8 protein-coding genes are annotated in these 15,715 nt (G+C 52.4%); 4 read left to right on the forward strand and 4 right to left on the reverse strand.

Annotated features, from left to right (window positions below; translation table 11 throughout):
* Positions 1–643: alpha/beta hydrolase (locus AB1690_13350; protein ID MEW6016292.1), on the reverse strand; the 643-nt coding region annotated here is incomplete at its 3' end.
* A 153-nt stretch (positions 644–796) separates the two neighbouring features.
* On the opposite strand from AB1690_13350, the gene glmM reads away from it, so the two are divergent.
* From glmM to AB1690_13370, 4 genes are all read left to right on the forward strand, one after another.
* Complete coding sequence (gene glmM, locus AB1690_13355) at positions 797–2,152, forward strand: phosphoglucosamine mutase (protein MEW6016293.1); 1,356 nt, start codon at positions 797–799, stop codon at positions 2,150–2,152.
* Positions 2,153–2,162: 10 nt separating this feature from the next.
* The gene (glmS, locus tag AB1690_13360) at positions 2,163–3,992 is read left to right on the forward strand and encodes a glutamine--fructose-6-phosphate transaminase (isomerizing) (protein MEW6016294.1); all 1,830 of its coding nucleotides are present in this window, start codon (positions 2,163–2,165) and stop codon (positions 3,990–3,992) included.
* A 391-nt stretch (positions 3,993–4,383) separates the two neighbouring features.
* Complete coding sequence (locus tag AB1690_13365) at positions 4,384–6,387, forward strand: sodium-translocating pyrophosphatase (GenBank protein ID MEW6016295.1); 2,004 nt, start codon at positions 4,384–4,386, stop codon at positions 6,385–6,387.
* Between the two features lie 364 nt (positions 6,388–6,751).
* The gene (locus AB1690_13370; protein ID MEW6016296.1) at positions 6,752–8,983 is read left to right on the forward strand and encodes a sodium-translocating pyrophosphatase; all 2,232 of its coding nucleotides are present in this window, start codon (positions 6,752–6,754) and stop codon (positions 8,981–8,983) included.
* Positions 8,984–9,073: 90 nt separating this feature from the next.
* On the opposite strand, the gene AB1690_13375 is transcribed toward AB1690_13370, so the two are convergent.
* From AB1690_13375 to feoB, 3 genes are all read right to left on the reverse strand, one after another.
* The gene (locus tag AB1690_13375) at positions 9,074–12,187 is read right to left on the reverse strand and encodes a M12 family metallo-peptidase (protein ID MEW6016297.1); all 3,114 of its coding nucleotides are present in this window, start codon (positions 12,185–12,187) and stop codon (positions 9,074–9,076) included.
* Positions 12,188–12,301: 114 nt separating this feature from the next.
* On the reverse strand, positions 12,302–14,248 hold the full coding sequence (locus AB1690_13380) for a thrombospondin type 3 repeat-containing protein (GenBank protein ID MEW6016298.1): 1,947 nt from the start codon (positions 14,246–14,248) through the stop codon (positions 12,302–12,304).
* Between the two features lie 184 nt (positions 14,249–14,432).
* A partial coding sequence (gene feoB / locus AB1690_13385) for a ferrous iron transport protein B (protein MEW6016299.1) occupies positions 14,433–15,715 on the reverse strand: 1,283 nt, incomplete at its 5' end.

Consider the following 15,715-nt stretch of genomic DNA (forward strand, 5'->3'; position numbering starts at 1 on the left):
CGGCTTCCATTATCAGCACTCTCCCCTGGGGAGGCAGCGGTATCTGAGCCGGAGGGAAACGACGGTTGAACTCCCGGCATGATGCCACCACTTCAAACAGATGGCGATAGTCGCACTGCCGAAAGTCTGCCAGGATTATCTCCCGAAATTCATCAGAGGAAGAACCAATGAGGTCGCTGTACCATTTCAGCGCTTCTATCTTGAGGGGCTCATCCGCAAGTGACAGCATGGAATGGGCAAATGTTTCGCGGGCGGACAGAACCTCTTCGCTCCCCTGGTAAGTGCAGTCCACAAAGACCGCGCCTGTGAGATTCTCCGCTTCAATCCGCAACATCTCTCCCAGCGTCAAACCGGCGAGACTGTGTCCTATTGCAATATACCGCCTTCTGACAATATTTCTCATCAGGTCATCCAGCGCCTCGGCATTGAGTCGCGGAACCGCCGCCGGCTCCAGCCCCTTCTGGCTCTCGCCATGCTCAAAGAGGTCAGGAAGAACCACCAGGTACCTATTGCGGAAATATTCCTTCTGGAATATCCATTGGCGACGCGAGCCCCCCAAACCATGAAGGAACAGAAGTGCCAATTCCCCCTCCCCGGCGATTTCGTAACTTAATTTAAGATTGCCGAACTGATGTACTGCCATAAAGTAGGGTCTGAATTCAGAAATGATGATACCGTGTGAGAGAATTTCTGTCAACGCTCAAATCTATTATTTCGTAACAAGTTATTTACTTTTTCCGTCTATTTTTGTTAATTCTGAGTATAATTGCTATTGAACTTCTCAAAGGGACATAAATTGCAAAAAAAGTTGATGATTTCTACATCCGGTATCCGCGGCGTAATAGGCTCGGGCCTTGACCCGGTATTAGTAACAGGCTATGCGGCCGCTTTCGGGACATATTTGAGGAAAGGGACAGTTGTGCTGGGTCGCGACAGCCGTCCATCGGGGGAGCTGTTCAGGATGGCGGTCATTGCCGGCCTGCGCTCGGTCGGGTTGAGTGTAATCGACTTGGGGGTAGTGCCGACCCCGACGGTTGAGATTGCTATTCCGAAACTTAGAGCCTCGGGCGGAATCTGCATTACCGCCAGCCATAATCCGGGTGAATGGAACGCCCTAAAGTTCTTTGACGGCAAAGGGGAATTTATCGATAAAATCGCTCTGCGAAGAGTTAACAAGATTTTTGCAGAGGAATCGGCGGCGTATAAGGACCACCTTCACCTGGGGAATCTTCGCGAGGACCAGAGCTGGATATCACGGCATATTGCTCATATTCTCCGGCTGCCAACCGTGAACAAGACCAAGATTAGGAGAGGGGGATTCAAGGTGGTGGTTGACGCCATCAATGGCGCCGGCTCGGAAGCTCTCCCCGACCTGCTGGAAGCGCTGGGAGTATCGGTCATCAGGCTTAACTGCAATGGTGATGGCAATTTCGTGCATAATCCTGAACCGACTCCCGCCAACTTGCGAACGCTGGGAAACTGGGTTAGAAAGCATAAGGCAGACTTGGGATTGGCTTGTGACCCTGATGCCGACCGTCTTGCCCTGGTGAACGAAAAAGGGCTGCCTGTTAGCGAGGAACTGACCTTAGCCCTTGCCGTTAAGCATATCCTTTCAAAACGGAAAGGAAATGTCGTTGTAAATCTCTCCACTTCTCGTATAACAGAATATATTGCCAGCGAGGCAGGCTGTCGCACCTATTATACCCCGGTCGGCGAAGCCAATGTGATTGCCGGTATCCGGAAATATCGGGCAGTTATCGGCGGCGAAGGAAATGGCGGAGTAATGTATCCGGAATTTCATTCCGGGCGGGATGCGCTGGTTGGGGCGGCGATAATTCTCAGTCTGCTGGCCGAGTCGAACAAGAGTCTCGGCGAAACGGTGGCGGAGTTGCCGCGGTTTCACAATGTAAAGGCAAAAGCGGCGCTTCCATCAGGGTTTGAAAAGAAAATCGCCGGAGTAGAGAGAAGCGCCAGGAAAAGTTTTGAGCGGTTGAAAATTGACCGCCGTGACGGATTACGATTCGATTTTTCCCGCGGCTGGTTTCAGATAAGAAAATCGAACACGGAGCCGATATATCGACTGATAATTGAAACTGATTCGAAAGAACTGACAGAGATTATTCAGAAGGAAATAATGAACCTCCTTAAATGAGGCTTACCATATGTGCGGCATAGTCGGATATGTCGGGAGCAAACAGGCGCTTCCGATTCTGATAGAGGGATTGAAAAGACTTGAATATCGCGGTTATGATTCTGCGGGAATTGTGCTTTATGAAAAGATGGGGTTGACAGCCCAGAAATCTGCCGGCAAGATCAACCGTCTGGAAGAGATGCTTCGGGGGCAGCATTTTGATTCGTCTCAGGGGATTGCCCATACCCGCTGGGCGACCCACGGCGAGCCGACCGATGTCAATGCCCACCCGCACTTTGACTGCAAGAACGAAATAGCGCTGGTGCATAACGGCATTATAGAGAATTACCGCTCCCTGAAAGCCCTTCTGGAGAAACAGGGGCATCGTATCCGCACCCAGACCGACACTGAGATTCTGGTGCATCTTATTGAAGAGTATTATGAGGGGGACTTGACCGAAGCGGTCCGCGCCGCTCTTTCGCAGGTGGAAGGAACCTATGGCATCGCGGTGTTGGCGGCCGGGGAGCCGCGAAAAATAGTCGCGGCGCGCAAAGGGTCGCCTCTGGTAATAGGCCATGGCGACTGCGAAAACTTTATAGCCTCGGATGTCTCCGCCATTCTTGCCCATACCAAGAGGGCGGTTTATCTCAATGAAGGGGAAATCGCCACCATTACGGCTGACAACTACGAAATAACCACCATAGACAAACTTCGCCGCAATCCCCATATCGAAGAGATATCCTGGAGCCTGGACCAGATTGAGAAAAGCGGCTATGACCATTTCATGCTCAAGGAGATTCATGAGCAGCCGATGACTCTGCGGAATGCCATCCGGGGGCGGCTCAATTTCGACGAAGGGATTCCCCGCCTGAACGGTTTGAATCTGCAGTACGAGCAGTTGCGGAATGTAGAAAGAATTATCTTTGCCGCCTGCGGAACCTCCTGGCACGCCGCTCTTATCGGCGAATATATGATAGAAGAGATTGCCCGGATTCCGGTGGAGGTGGAATATGCCTCGGAATTCCGGTACCGCTCGCCTATACTGAAAGAAGGGACCATTCTCTTTGTCATCAGTCAATCAGGAGAAACTGCCGACACCCTCGCCGCATTGCGGGAAGCCAAGAAGAAAGGGCTGATGGTTCTGGGAATCTGCAACGTGGTGGGGTCATCAATCGCCCGTGAAACCGACGGCGGTGTCTATATCCATGCCGGTCCCGAAATCGGAGTGGCATCAACTAAGGCTTTTACCTCCCAGATAATGGTGCTGGGCTTGATTACGATTTTGCTGGGAAGGATGCGCCATCTCTCCGTCCAGCAGGGGATGGATTTGATGGCTTCTCTGGAGAGAATCCCCGAACAGGTGGAGCATATTCTCAAAAACGTTGAATCGCAGGTCAAAAAGATCGCCACGCTTTACGATAAGACCAACAACTTCCTTTACCTCGGACGCGGAATCAACTTTCCGGTGGCGCTGGAGGGAGCCCTGAAGCTCAAAGAGGTTTCTTATATCCATGCTGAAGGGTATCCGGCGGCGGAAATGAAGCATGGTCCGATTGCTCTGATTGACGAGAAAATGCCGGTGGTGGTGATAGCGCTCAAGGATGCGGTATATGACAAGGTCCTTTCCAATATTGCCGAAGTCAAAGCCCGCAACGGTCAGGTAATTGCCATCGCCAGCGAAGGAGATACGGAGATTGCCGACAAGGTTGACCATGTCATATATATCCCGCATACCTCGCGGATATTCAGCCCGCTTCTGGCGATAATCCCGCTGCAGCTATTGGCATATCATATGGCAGTAATGAGAGGCTGCCATGTGGACCAGCCGCGCAATCTGGCGAAAAGCGTGACGGTGGAATAGGCAAAGTTTTCAATCTCTTTGCATGCCATTAATTAAGTTAGATGGCGCATAGTAACGGCGCGAATATTCTAACGTCTATCTTAATAATTAAATAATCCCCTCTGCCCGGAGTTTCTCGCTGTCAGGCGAGTGCGGGAATTCATAGCTCTTACCGGCAGAAGAAGTTTCAACCAAGTCGGCGTTATAGGAAACCGATTTTCTCCTCTTATCTTGTGAAGAAAATCACATGCTTTGAGATTTATCTGTTGACAATTAGACGCTTATCAATAACTTTAGCTGTTTGATTGCCCACTATCTGAGTATCGTCGGCTAATGCCGCGGCATTCTGGGCGGGATATTTACATTCTGCAACTAATGATATTTTAACATACTAACCGAAAGGACATGCCCGATGGATCTTGGTCTTTACCCTGCCATATTTGGGGCGGTCGGGATAGCTTTCGCTTTTGCTCTTTATCTCAATATAAAGAGACAGCCGGCCGGCAACGAATTGATGCAAGAGATTTCGGACACTATTGCCAAGGGGGCAATGGTATTTCTGAAGCGGGAATATTCGATTCTCGCCATCTTCATAGTTTTGGTTTTCGCCCTTCTTTCCATATTCATAAATATCTGGACGGGGGTGGCGTTTATATCCGGCGCCTGCTGCTCAATGATTGCCGGATTTTTCGGTATGAAGGCGGCGACCAAAGCCAACGTTAGAACCGCCGCGGCGGCCAAGACCGGCGGGCAGGCTTCTGCCCTTTCGATCGCTTTCACCGGTGGCGCCGTTATGGGGATGGCGGTGGCTGCTCTTGGTCTTCTGGGTCTCGGCATCTTCTTTTACATTCTGACCCGCTCCACAATGTCTCCAACGGAGCAGGCTTCGATACTCTCCGGTTTCGGCATGGGGGCGTCATCAATCGCCCTGTTTGCCCGTGTCGGAGGCGGTATCTATACCAAATCGGCTGATGTCGGCGCTGACCTGGTCGGAAAAGTTGAAGCTGGTATTCCGGAGGATGACCCGCGCAATCCGGCCGTGATTGCCGATAATGTCGGCGACAATGTCGGTGATGTTGCCGGAATGGGCGCCGACCTCTTTGAATCGTATGTCGGTTCGGTGGTGGCATCAATTGCCATTGCCGCCGCCACGATAGGTTTGAGCGCCCAGGAGCAGATGGGACGAATCATGCTGCCGGTGGCGATTGCTATGGCCGGTATTGTGGCATCAATGCTTGGGGTCCTTTCCGTAAAGATATTCGCCGGAATGAAAAACCCGGCGGCGGTGCTGAGGGTGGTAACATATGTAGGCTCCGTTATCCTTTTTGTCGCCTCATATTTCATTATCGATATTCTGGGACTCAATCAGAAAATATTCTGGGCGATTTTTGCCGGAAATCTCGCCGGCATTATTATCGGGTTATTTACTGAGTATTATACCTCATCCAAGCCGATTCATAGAATCGCCAACGCTTCCGAAACCGGCGCTGCGACCAACATCATTCAGGGTTTGGCGGTCGGAATGGAGTCAGTGGCGTTGCCGGTTATTGCCATCGCCGCGGCAATTTTTGTCGGGTTCAAGCTTGATGGGCTTTACGGTATCGGCATTTCCGCTGTCGGCATGCTTGCCACTATTGGCGTAACGATGTCGGTTGACGCCTATGGTCCTATTGCCGACAATGCCGGCGGTATCACCGAAATGGCCGGGCTGGGACATGATATCAGGAAGATAACGGACCGTCTCGACTCTCTCGGCAACACCACTGCCGCTATTGGAAAAGGATTCGCCATCGGTTCGGCGGCGTTAACCGCACTGGCGCTGTTTTCCGCTTACAGCACCGCGGTGGGGTTAACCAGTATCAGCCTTCTCAATGTCGAAGTGGTTATCGGCTTCTTCATAGGCGGCATCATGCCCTTTATGATTGCCGCCCTCACGATGACCGCGGTCGGAAAAGCGGCGTTCAAGATGGTTTCGGAAGTCCGCCGTCAGTTCAAAGAGATTAAGGGCTTGATGGAAGGAAAAGCCAAAGCCGATTCTGCCCGATGCGTCGATATTGCCACTCGCGGGGCGCTTCGGGAGATGATTGCTCCGGGACTTCTGGCGGTGGTCAGCCCCCTGATTATGGGACTTCTGCTCGGCACGGAAGCGCTCGGCGGATTCCTCGCCGGCGCGACCCTTTCGGGCGTGCTTCTCGCTCTACTGATGGCGAATGCCGGCGGCGCCTGGGACAATGCCAAGAAACTGATTGAATCGGGTCTGCATGGTGGAAAAGGTTCACCTGCCCACAAGGCAGCGGTCGTTGGTGACACCGTGGGCGACCCTTTCAAAGATACCTCGGGACCTTCGATGAATATCCTTATCAAGTTGATGGCGATGGTATCGCTGGTGCTGGCGCCGCTTCTGGTGAAATTATAGACTGGATTGCTTTAGAAAAAGCCCGCCTGCGGCGGGCTTTTTTTTGGTTTATTTTTCTCCATGAATTCAGTCAAATTCCATATTGATTTATCAATTAGGGCAATTGCCGGAAAGGATAACCATGTGCGGTCTATGTGATTGATTTACAATTCGTTACGAGAGTGGAACCGGTTGATACAGAGTAGCATAGTTGTCTTGCACAGAAACAGACTTCAATTTCATAAAGGCATTGACATCACGGAGAATCTCCATTAAATTCCAAGCCGCTTTGCCCGGTCACAAAGCCTTCCGGGATTTGGTACTGAACCCGGATTGATTTAAAAGCAGAAAGACACTCTTATATCATTTTTGAAAGGAATTCTGTATGTCAGAAAGTCTCCTTCTGGGAATCATTCTAATCATCAGCGCCTTTGGCCTTGTCTGGGCATGGTACCTTGCCCGCTGGGTTCTGAAGAGAGATACCGGCAGTCAGGCAATGCAGGCGATTTCCAATGCGATTAAGGAAGGCGCGGAAGCATTTCTGCGTCGACAGAACCGGACTATTATTCTTCTGGCGGTGCTTTTCGCCATTATACTATTTATCGGATACGGTTTTATCCGAAGCCACCACGACTTCGACCCGGTCGGCAGTTCTCTGGAACTGGCTCTCTGGATAACTCTCTCTTTCATTTTTGGAGCGCTCTGCTCGGTGTTTGCCGGATATGTCGGGATGTGGGTGTCCATTCGAAGCAATATTCGGACGGCGACAGCGGCTCTGAGCAGTCTGAATGATGCGCTCAGAATAGCCATGCGCGGCGGGGCGGTTTCGGGATTGCTGGTGGTGGCGATGAGTCTTCTCGGTGTCGGGGGACTCTACGCTCTCGTAAGCGGCTTCTCCCAGGTGGAGCCAACCAAGATTCCGCTTCTGATAGTCGGTTACGGCTTTGGCGCATCCTTCGTGGCTCTCTTTGCCCAGTTAGGTGGTGGTATATATACCAAGGCAGCCGATGTCGGCGCTGACCTGGTAGGTAAAGTTGAAGCCGGGATTCCTGAAGATGACCCGCGCAATCCGGCCGTGATTGCCGACCTGGTAGGAGACAACGTCGGCGACTGCGCTGGTCGTGGCGCGGACCTTTTTGAATCGACCGCCGCCGAAAATATCGGCGCCATGATTTTGGGCGCTTCCCTGGCGGCCGCTTCTGAAAAAATGGGTCTTGCTTTCTCCGCGGGAGTTATCGGTGTGATGATGTTCCCCCTGATCGCCCGCGCTTTTGGAATCATCGCTTCCATCATCGGCATCATGAGTGTCAAAATGGATAAAGAAGAAAAGATGGACCCGATGCAGGCGCTGAACCGCGGCTACTATGTCGCCGTGGTGCTGGCGATGATTGCGTTCGGTCTGGCATCGTACTGGCTGCTGGATTCACCTAATGCGCCTAATGCCTGGTGGCACTTCTTCCTCTGCGGCATTCTGGGAGTGCTGACCTCGGTGGCGTTTGTCTATATCACCCAGTACTATACTGAATATCGATATGAACCGGTGAAGCGGATTGCCGACGCCTCCAAGACCGGGCCTGCGACCAATATCATCGCCGGTGTCGGTGTCGCCTTTGAGTGTGTCTGGATGCCAACATTGGTCATGGGAGCGGCCCTTCTCGGCTCATATTATCTCGGCGATTCAAGTGGTTTGCCGCACGCCGGGCTCTTTGGGACCGCCGTGGCAACGATGGGAATGCTGGCGACTGCGGCGTATATCCTGGCGATGGACACTTTCGGACCGATTACCGATAACGCTGGCGGCATTGTCGAAATGAGCCAGCAGCCGGAAGATGTCCGCAAGAAGACCGACCGTCTTGACGCCGTTGGAAATACGACCAAGGCTTTGACCAAAGGGTATGCCGTCGGCTCGGCGGCGTTGGCGGCGTTCCTTCTCTTCCAGGCATATATGGATGAAGTAGCGCAGTATGCCGGGGTGAGGATGGAATCGGTGAATCTCGCCAATCCCGTTGTCTTTGTCGGCGGCTTTTTCGGCGCCGCTCTGGTGTTTCTCTTCTCCGCCATGGCAATAAAGGCGGTGGGAAAAGCGGCACAGGCGATTATTGAAGAAGTGCGACGTCAATATGCCAAACTGCCCCGCGTGAATGATATAATTCAATTCCCGGCGGACTTCAAGCCGGACTACGGCTCCTGTGTTGATATTGTTACTAAATCGGCTCTGCGGAAGATGGTTGCTCCCGGTCTATTGGTGGTGCTGACGCCGGTCGGAGTGGGACTGGCATTCCGGGCGTTTATTACAGAATCGAATAAATTGATTTCGGCTGAGGCGGTTGCGGGACTCTTGATGGTCGGAACGATTGTCGGCATTTTGACCGCCCTCTTTCTGAATAACGGCGGCGGCGCCTGGGACAACGCCAAGAAATTCATTGAATCAGGCGCGCATGGCGGCAAGTACATAACTGATTCTTCCGGCAAAAAAGCAAAGAATCCAACTCATGGCGCCGCGGTGGTCGGCGACACGGTGGGCGACCCCTTCAAAGATACCGCGGGACCGTCGCTGCATGTGCTGATTAAGCTCCTCTCCACCATAACTCTGGTTTTAGCGCCGCTTTTCATTTAAGACCATATCATCCCAGAATAAAGAAAGGCAGGAAAGTGATTTCCTGCCTTTGTTATTATTGGTGGTTGTTCGAAAGACCGATTAACGGTCTCAACAGTTCGGCGGCGGACCGCTCTTATACAAGTAACTTATCAGGTAAGTAGCGTCCAGGATATTGACAGCGCCGCTATTATTGACATCGCCATTGTCAATGGTCGGCACCGGCGCAGGACCGCTCTTATAGAGAAAACTTATCAGATAGGTGACATCCAGAATATTGACAGCGCCGTTCCCGTTTACGTCGCCGCAAACCACCAGATTATCACAGGCATCGCCGACCCCGTCCTGGTCGCTGTCGGCCTGGTCGGGATTGAAATCAGCAGGGCAGTTGTCGCAGGCGTCGCCGACAATATCGGCGTCATTATCGGTTTGTACCGGATTGGCAAGCAGCGGACAGTTGTCGCAAACGTCCCCCAATCCGTCACCATCGCCGTCGCTCTGCCCGGGATTGACCACAAAATCGCAGTTGTCGCAGACATTGCCAAGCCCGTCGCTGTCTGTATCGTACTGGTCCGGATTGGCGACCGAGGGGCAATTATCCATACCGTCGGGAGTGCCATCCCCATCGCTGTCTGGACCCTGCGCTTCATCCGGGACGCCATCGGAGTTCATATCCTGTGAAATACCAAGAGCAATGTCGCACTGGTCCAGCTGGCCGTTCAGATTGCGGTCGAGCGGACTTCGCGGCACAAAATCAAATCCGCAGGGAGTTACCAGACCGCTATTTTCTCCCCGGACATAACGGCGATAGAATCTTCCATTCGGAAAATATTCCAGTACCCGCGGGGTCATACTGGGATGAGTGTTTTCCGATACGAAAACATGACCGCGAGAATTAATTCTTATCCCCCAGGGAGCCGACGGGTTTTGGTTGGGGTCTTCGAAAACTCCAATGAACGCCCCGGAAACGGCATTGTACTCCAGAACATGATAGGTGCCGTTGCTGACAACCAGGAGATTGCCATCGGCTTTGAAAGCAAGACCGATTGGAGTCGAAAGAGGCGCGCCCGATGCAACCACTCTTACATAAGCCCCGGTAGTACCATCATATTCGATGACAGAATTGTTACCGGTGCTGGAGACAAAGAGATTACCGTTAGGAGCGATAGCCAGACCGCGCGGCTGGCTTAAACCGCCTGAGCCGGCCGCAACAAAAGTTCCGACCAGCGAGCCGGTTGAACCATCATACTTGATTATGCTGTTGGTTCCGCTACTGGCGACAAGAAGGTCCCCGCCGGCATCGAACTCCAGAGCCGAGGGACCATTCAGTCCTCCCAGACCGGCGGCGACAAAAACCGAATGAAATCCGGTCGCCGGGTCAATGACGGCAATATTGTTGGCGATATAGTTGGCAATGTACATTCTCCCGTCGGGACCGGCTTTGACATCGCGAGAACCATCGACAATGCTGCCATAATAAGTAATCGGGTAGCCGCTTGCCTGATGGTACTCTTTGATTAAGTCCCCCTGATTGGCGACAAAGAGATTTCCCTGACGGTTCAGGTCTTTCCAGTCACTTATAGCATTGCCGTTACAATCCTGGCAATCGTCAGGTATATTATTACGGTCATAATCTTCAGCAAAGCCGCTCGATATTTCTATGAAATCGGTAATGAAATTCCCGTTACAATCCGGGTCGCATTCATCCGGAACATTATTGCCGTCAAAATCATCCGACATCCCGTAGCGGATATCAAAATCATCCGGTCGGAAATTGGCATTGCAATCGGGCTCGCAGGCATCGGGGATGCCGTTGCCGTTCATATCAGGAGCGCCGTTTATAATATCCTGCGGGTCAAGAATACCGTTGTTGTTGCAGTCTTCGCACTCATCCGGGACATTATTGCCATTGAGGTCCGCGCTTGTCCCCCCGCTGATATCCTGCAGGTCGGGAATATTATTGCCGTTGCAATCGCGCGAAAAACAGCCGCCGTTATTTAGATCATCTTCAATGACCTCTTCCACCAAACGATGCATATGCAGGTCGATATTGGCGGTGTAGCCGGCATGGATGTGGCAATAACTCATAATCGTCCCGCGCGAAGGAGTGCCGTTGCCGCAGTCGTCTATGGTAGGCGTATAACCGTCGTGAGTATGGTATGTCCCGCAATTATGTCCCATTTCGTGGGCGACGACGATTACATCCCAGTTAGCGTTGCTGGGGGCGCCGAAAGGATGCGGAAAACTGCCATTCAAGAATCCGGTGATGCTGTAGGAGGCATAACCGGAGCAGGTGTTGCCGACATAGGCGACCCCGCCGTACGGCAGGTCGCGCCGTCCGCTGAACAGGTGCACAATATTATAGGGAGAAGGATCCTCAATGGTGTTCCAGTAAAGGCCCAGCGAGCTAAGTTCGTCAGCGCTGAACGGCTCGCCGCCGGCATCCCAGACACGAAGAAACTGCACCAGCAGCCTGGTGTTGATATCACGCTCGTAGATATCGCTGACGGTAGCCATGAGCGTCAAAATGTAACTCTGGGCAAGTCCGATATTTCCGAACATATTGAAGAATGATTGGTCGGCTTCGGCGGCGATTTTAAGAAGACGGGGCCCCAGAGGGCTGAGCGCCCGGACATCACGGAAATCTGTCTGTCTCAGCGCTGACGGTATCTCGACTCCGCAGAAGTTAACCCCATCGGGAAGTTCAATGCCGGCGGGGAAATTATGTATGATGATTTCACTTTCCCACCCTTTCACCGCCTCCTGGCGCGACTGCGCTATAAAGTATGTCTGACCATCTTTAACCAGATAGCCTGAGACTGTACCGAGATTGCCGAATGCGATAAAGGCGTGCGAGTTTACTTCTCCTTCAATTTTGCCGCGAAACGCTATTATCTGAGGACCGGAAATCTCCAGGCTGCCGCCGGCGCGACCGAGATAGTACCGGGTATCATCACTGGTGACCGAGAACCTTTCCATCTGAAGATTGACCGTTTCCACGGGAGAAAGGGGAATCTCCAGCCGTTTGTACGCTTCCCCTGAGGCGAGATTGTCAAAGGCCGCCTGGTTTAGCCCGACCCGAAGAGCCCTCCCTGATTCGATTGCTGCAATCGCCTGAAACGGAGCCTGCAGCGGTTCCTTCAAATAATCGTGGGGGGCGTTCAGCGCCATTACGACCGAACTTAAACAGAGTAAAATAATGGTGTTGAATAGAATCTTGGGCATAATCATCCTTTACTATTTTTACTTATATCGTTTTCGGCAAGAATATATGAATCTTACGGTTTTCGCTCGGGAATTCTCAGGTTCCCAGAGCGAAAGCAATATTTGCGAGGGTAATTATCCGCAATTGGGGGCGGGACCTCCTTTGTAGAGGAAAGTAATCAGATAAGTGACATCAAGCACATTTATCGCACCCGAGTTGTTGACATCGCCGGCATCAAGCGATGGCGACGGAGGCGGTCCCCCTTTATAAAGGTAAGTTATGACATAGGTCGCATCGAGTATGTTAATCGCCCCGCTCATGTTGACATCTCCGCAGAGATACTCGCAGGCGTCGCCAATGCCGTCCGAATCGGCATCGGCCTGCCCCGGATTGGCGATAGTCGGACAGTTATCGCTGATATCGGGAACGCCGTCATTGTCATCATCAGCATCACAGGCGTCCCCCATTCCATCAAGGTCGTTGTCATACTGGTTGGCATTGGGAATTGCGGGACAATTGTCGCAGGCATTGCCATGCTGGTCGCTGTCATCATCCTGCTGGGTTGGATTGGCGATGAGGGGGCAGTTGTCAAGATTGGCGCAGTAACCGTCACCATCGATATCGTTGTCAGGGTCCGAGGGGCAGGGGTCGCAGGCATCGCCAGAACCGTCACCGTCAGAGTCGGCCTGGCCGGCATTGGCCAAAGCCGGGCAGTTGTCGCAGGGGTCGATAATGCCATCGCCGTCTCCATCGACGGCAGTGAGAATCCCAAAATGAAGGGACATATTCCCACCGGACTGGTACTCCCAGCCGGTCCTGGTTCCTCCGTTGGCGATATCAGATAACCTATATTCGGCGGCGATATTGTCGCTGCCGCTGATATTGACCGGTGAACTCCAGTCTGCGCCGCCGTTACAGGTAAAAGAAGCGAAGAGCGAGTCATTCCGACTGAAAGTTACGACAAACTGCCTGCCGGAGATATGAGATAGGCGCGGGTAATTCTCGGCCGCCGTTGTTCCGGCAATGACAACACTGTTGGTAAGGTTGCTGATATCGCCGTCGCCGGTGTGCCAGCAGACGATATCGGTATCGACCGGAGCCGCGCCCTGATGCACCGCCCCGACAACAATCAGTTCTCCGTTATATGAAGCCACCGCCGGGTACTGAATATGAATGGTAGAATCTGTGTACTGCTTCCCGAGCGCTTCGCCGGTGGAGTCGAAATCGCCGAAAAAATCCTGCCTGATAAAAAGCTGCCATTGCTGGCGAGTCGGATTGAAGCGGTCATAGACGGCGTATGTTTTTTTTGATACCGGGTCGATATCGGCTGCGGTCGTAAGGCAGCCATCGGCGTTATCATACCAGTCAATAAGGGTATATCCGAGCGAATTGAGTTGGAAAAAAATTAAGGGGGCATCCACTTTGTTGCTGCCGGGATAGGTGCGGCTCATGATGAGTGACGCAAAGCCCCAGTTCCAGGAATTGACAGTGCTGTCGCAGGCAATATCAGCCATTCTCATGCTGTGCCATCCCTGTCCCGTATAATCAGCCCATCTCCCCTGCCAGGTCAGAACGTTGGAGGGGTCAGGGAATTCGAGAATTATCACCGCCCCGCCATTCAGGAACGATGCCGGTGTCACCAGAGTGGCGAAAAACCGTGAGGAGTTCCCCCAGTAGTCGAGCGACGGATAGGTGGCGTTATAGATATCCCAGGCGCAGCAGGAGGTCCAGGTGGCGCCGTCGTTATTAGAAACATTCCACCAGATGAGATGGTCGGACGATATGCCATCATGGAACTCATATCCGCGGAAAAGCATGCCGCTGGCGGCCCTCCCCAGAGCCGGATGCAACTGCTCCACTGCTGCCGGCGCTCCCGGGAATGCCATTTCTGCAGGCTGTGACGGCGATATAAGCGGGAGAGGCTCCAAAGGCGCCATCAGATGATGACGGGCAGACTTTATTTCTGTATCAAAAACTGATTGTGAAACAATCTGCTCCGCGCCAAAGGCAGTCGGCAGCGCCATTACGAGAATCAGTGCCAGAGATTTTCCGGCGCCAAATTGAAAGAATCCTTCTTTCATACGCTCGCTCCTTGATTTATTTGACCGGCAAGATGAATTCTCAAACTGACTCCGATTCGGAAAAGGTGGTATAATTAAATATACCGTCACGCGATAAATTCAACAAGCGAAAAAAGCGGAGGCCACCCCGGAAACTGGATTTAAATAGTCGGTAATATTTACGGGATTGGTAAAGTCAGGCGTCTTAAAGCCCCAGTAATGTCCCGCCTTGATAAATCAGAAAAGCGGCGCTCCATGCCAAAGCAGTCTGGAAAACGATGGAAAGCCACATCCATTTCGCCCCGATTTCTCGCTTAATGGCTATCACCGTGGCAAGGCAGGGAGTATAGAGCAGCACAAAGACCATGAAGGCGTATGCCGCCAGTCCCGAAATCCGGTTGCTCGGGCTCTGCAGCACCGCCAATAGAGAGTCGGTGTTATCTCCCAGATGATACAGCACCCCCAATGTCGAAACCACCACTTCTTTGGCGACAAATCCGGTAATGATAGCTACCCCTAACTCCCAGTTGAATCCCAGCGGTTGAACCATGGGAAGGGTAATTTTTCCGAGACGTCCTATGAATGAATATTCCAGTTCTTCGGAGGCTTTCAGACTCTGCAGGCGGTCTATTTCAGCCGCGGCTTCATCGGTATTGACCGCTGTCAATTGCTCAATCTGCGCGTCATAATTCTGGGAAAAATCACTCTTCTTGGGAAAATATCCCAGCAACCAGAGAATAACGGAAGCGATCAGAATAATGCCGCCCATCTTCTTGAGATAGATATTGGTTCGCTCCCACATATGAATCAGCACCGAGCGATAAGTGGGAACACGGTACGGCGGCAATTCCATCACAAAGGGGGCATCTTCCGAGCGGAGGATGGTCTTCTGCATCAAACGCGCCATCAGGACGGCGGTGGCGATACCGAGAAGATACATGGAGAAGATTACATTTCCGGCCTGCGCTCCGAAAAAGGCGCCGGCAAACAGGACATATACCGGCAGACGGGCGCTGCAGGACATAAGAGGAATCAAGAGAATCGTCAGAATCCGGTCGCGATGCGATTCCAGCGTCCGGGTCGCCATAATAGCCGGCACATTGCAGCCAAATCCCATCAAAAGAGGTATGAATGATTTGCCGTGCAGTCCCAGAAAGTGCATCAGACGGTCCATCAGAAAAGCGGCGCGCGCCATGTACCCGGAATCTTCCAGAAGAGATATCCCCATAAAGAGTATTAAGATATTCGGCAGGAAGACCGCCACCGCCCCAACTCCGCCTATGATTCCGTCGGCTATCAGGTCATTAAATACCCCGGCGGGAAGAATGCCGGTCACCCAACCCTGCAGCCGGCCGACACCGGCGTCTATCCAGTCCATCGGATAAGCCCCCAGCTTGAATGTCGCCTGAAACACCAGCCACATAAAGAAAAGAAAAATCAGATATCCCCAGAACCGATGGGTAAGAATATTGTCAATCTTGACGGAGA

It is taken from the genome of Candidatus Zixiibacteriota bacterium (genome assembly GCA_040753495.1).
Lineage (GTDB): Bacteria > Zixibacteria > MSB-5A5 > GN15 > PGXB01 > DYGG01.

Coding starts and splice junctions, on each gene's coding strand:
- AB1690_13380 (MEW6016298.1), bottom strand. CDS start 14,248: ATGAAAGAAGGATTCTTTCAATTTGGCGCCGGAAAATCTCTGGCACTG.
- glmS (MEW6016294.1), top strand. CDS start 2,163: ATGTGCGGCATAGTCGGATATGTCGGGAGCAAACAGGCGCTTCCGATT.
- AB1690_13370 (MEW6016296.1), top strand. CDS start 6,752: ATGTCAGAAAGTCTCCTTCTGGGAATCATTCTAATCATCAGCGCCTTT.
- AB1690_13375 (MEW6016297.1), bottom strand. CDS start 12,187: ATGCCCAAGATTCTATTCAACACCATTATTTTACTCTGTTTAAGTTCG.
- AB1690_13365 (MEW6016295.1), top strand. CDS start 4,384: ATGGATCTTGGTCTTTACCCTGCCATATTTGGGGCGGTCGGGATAGCT.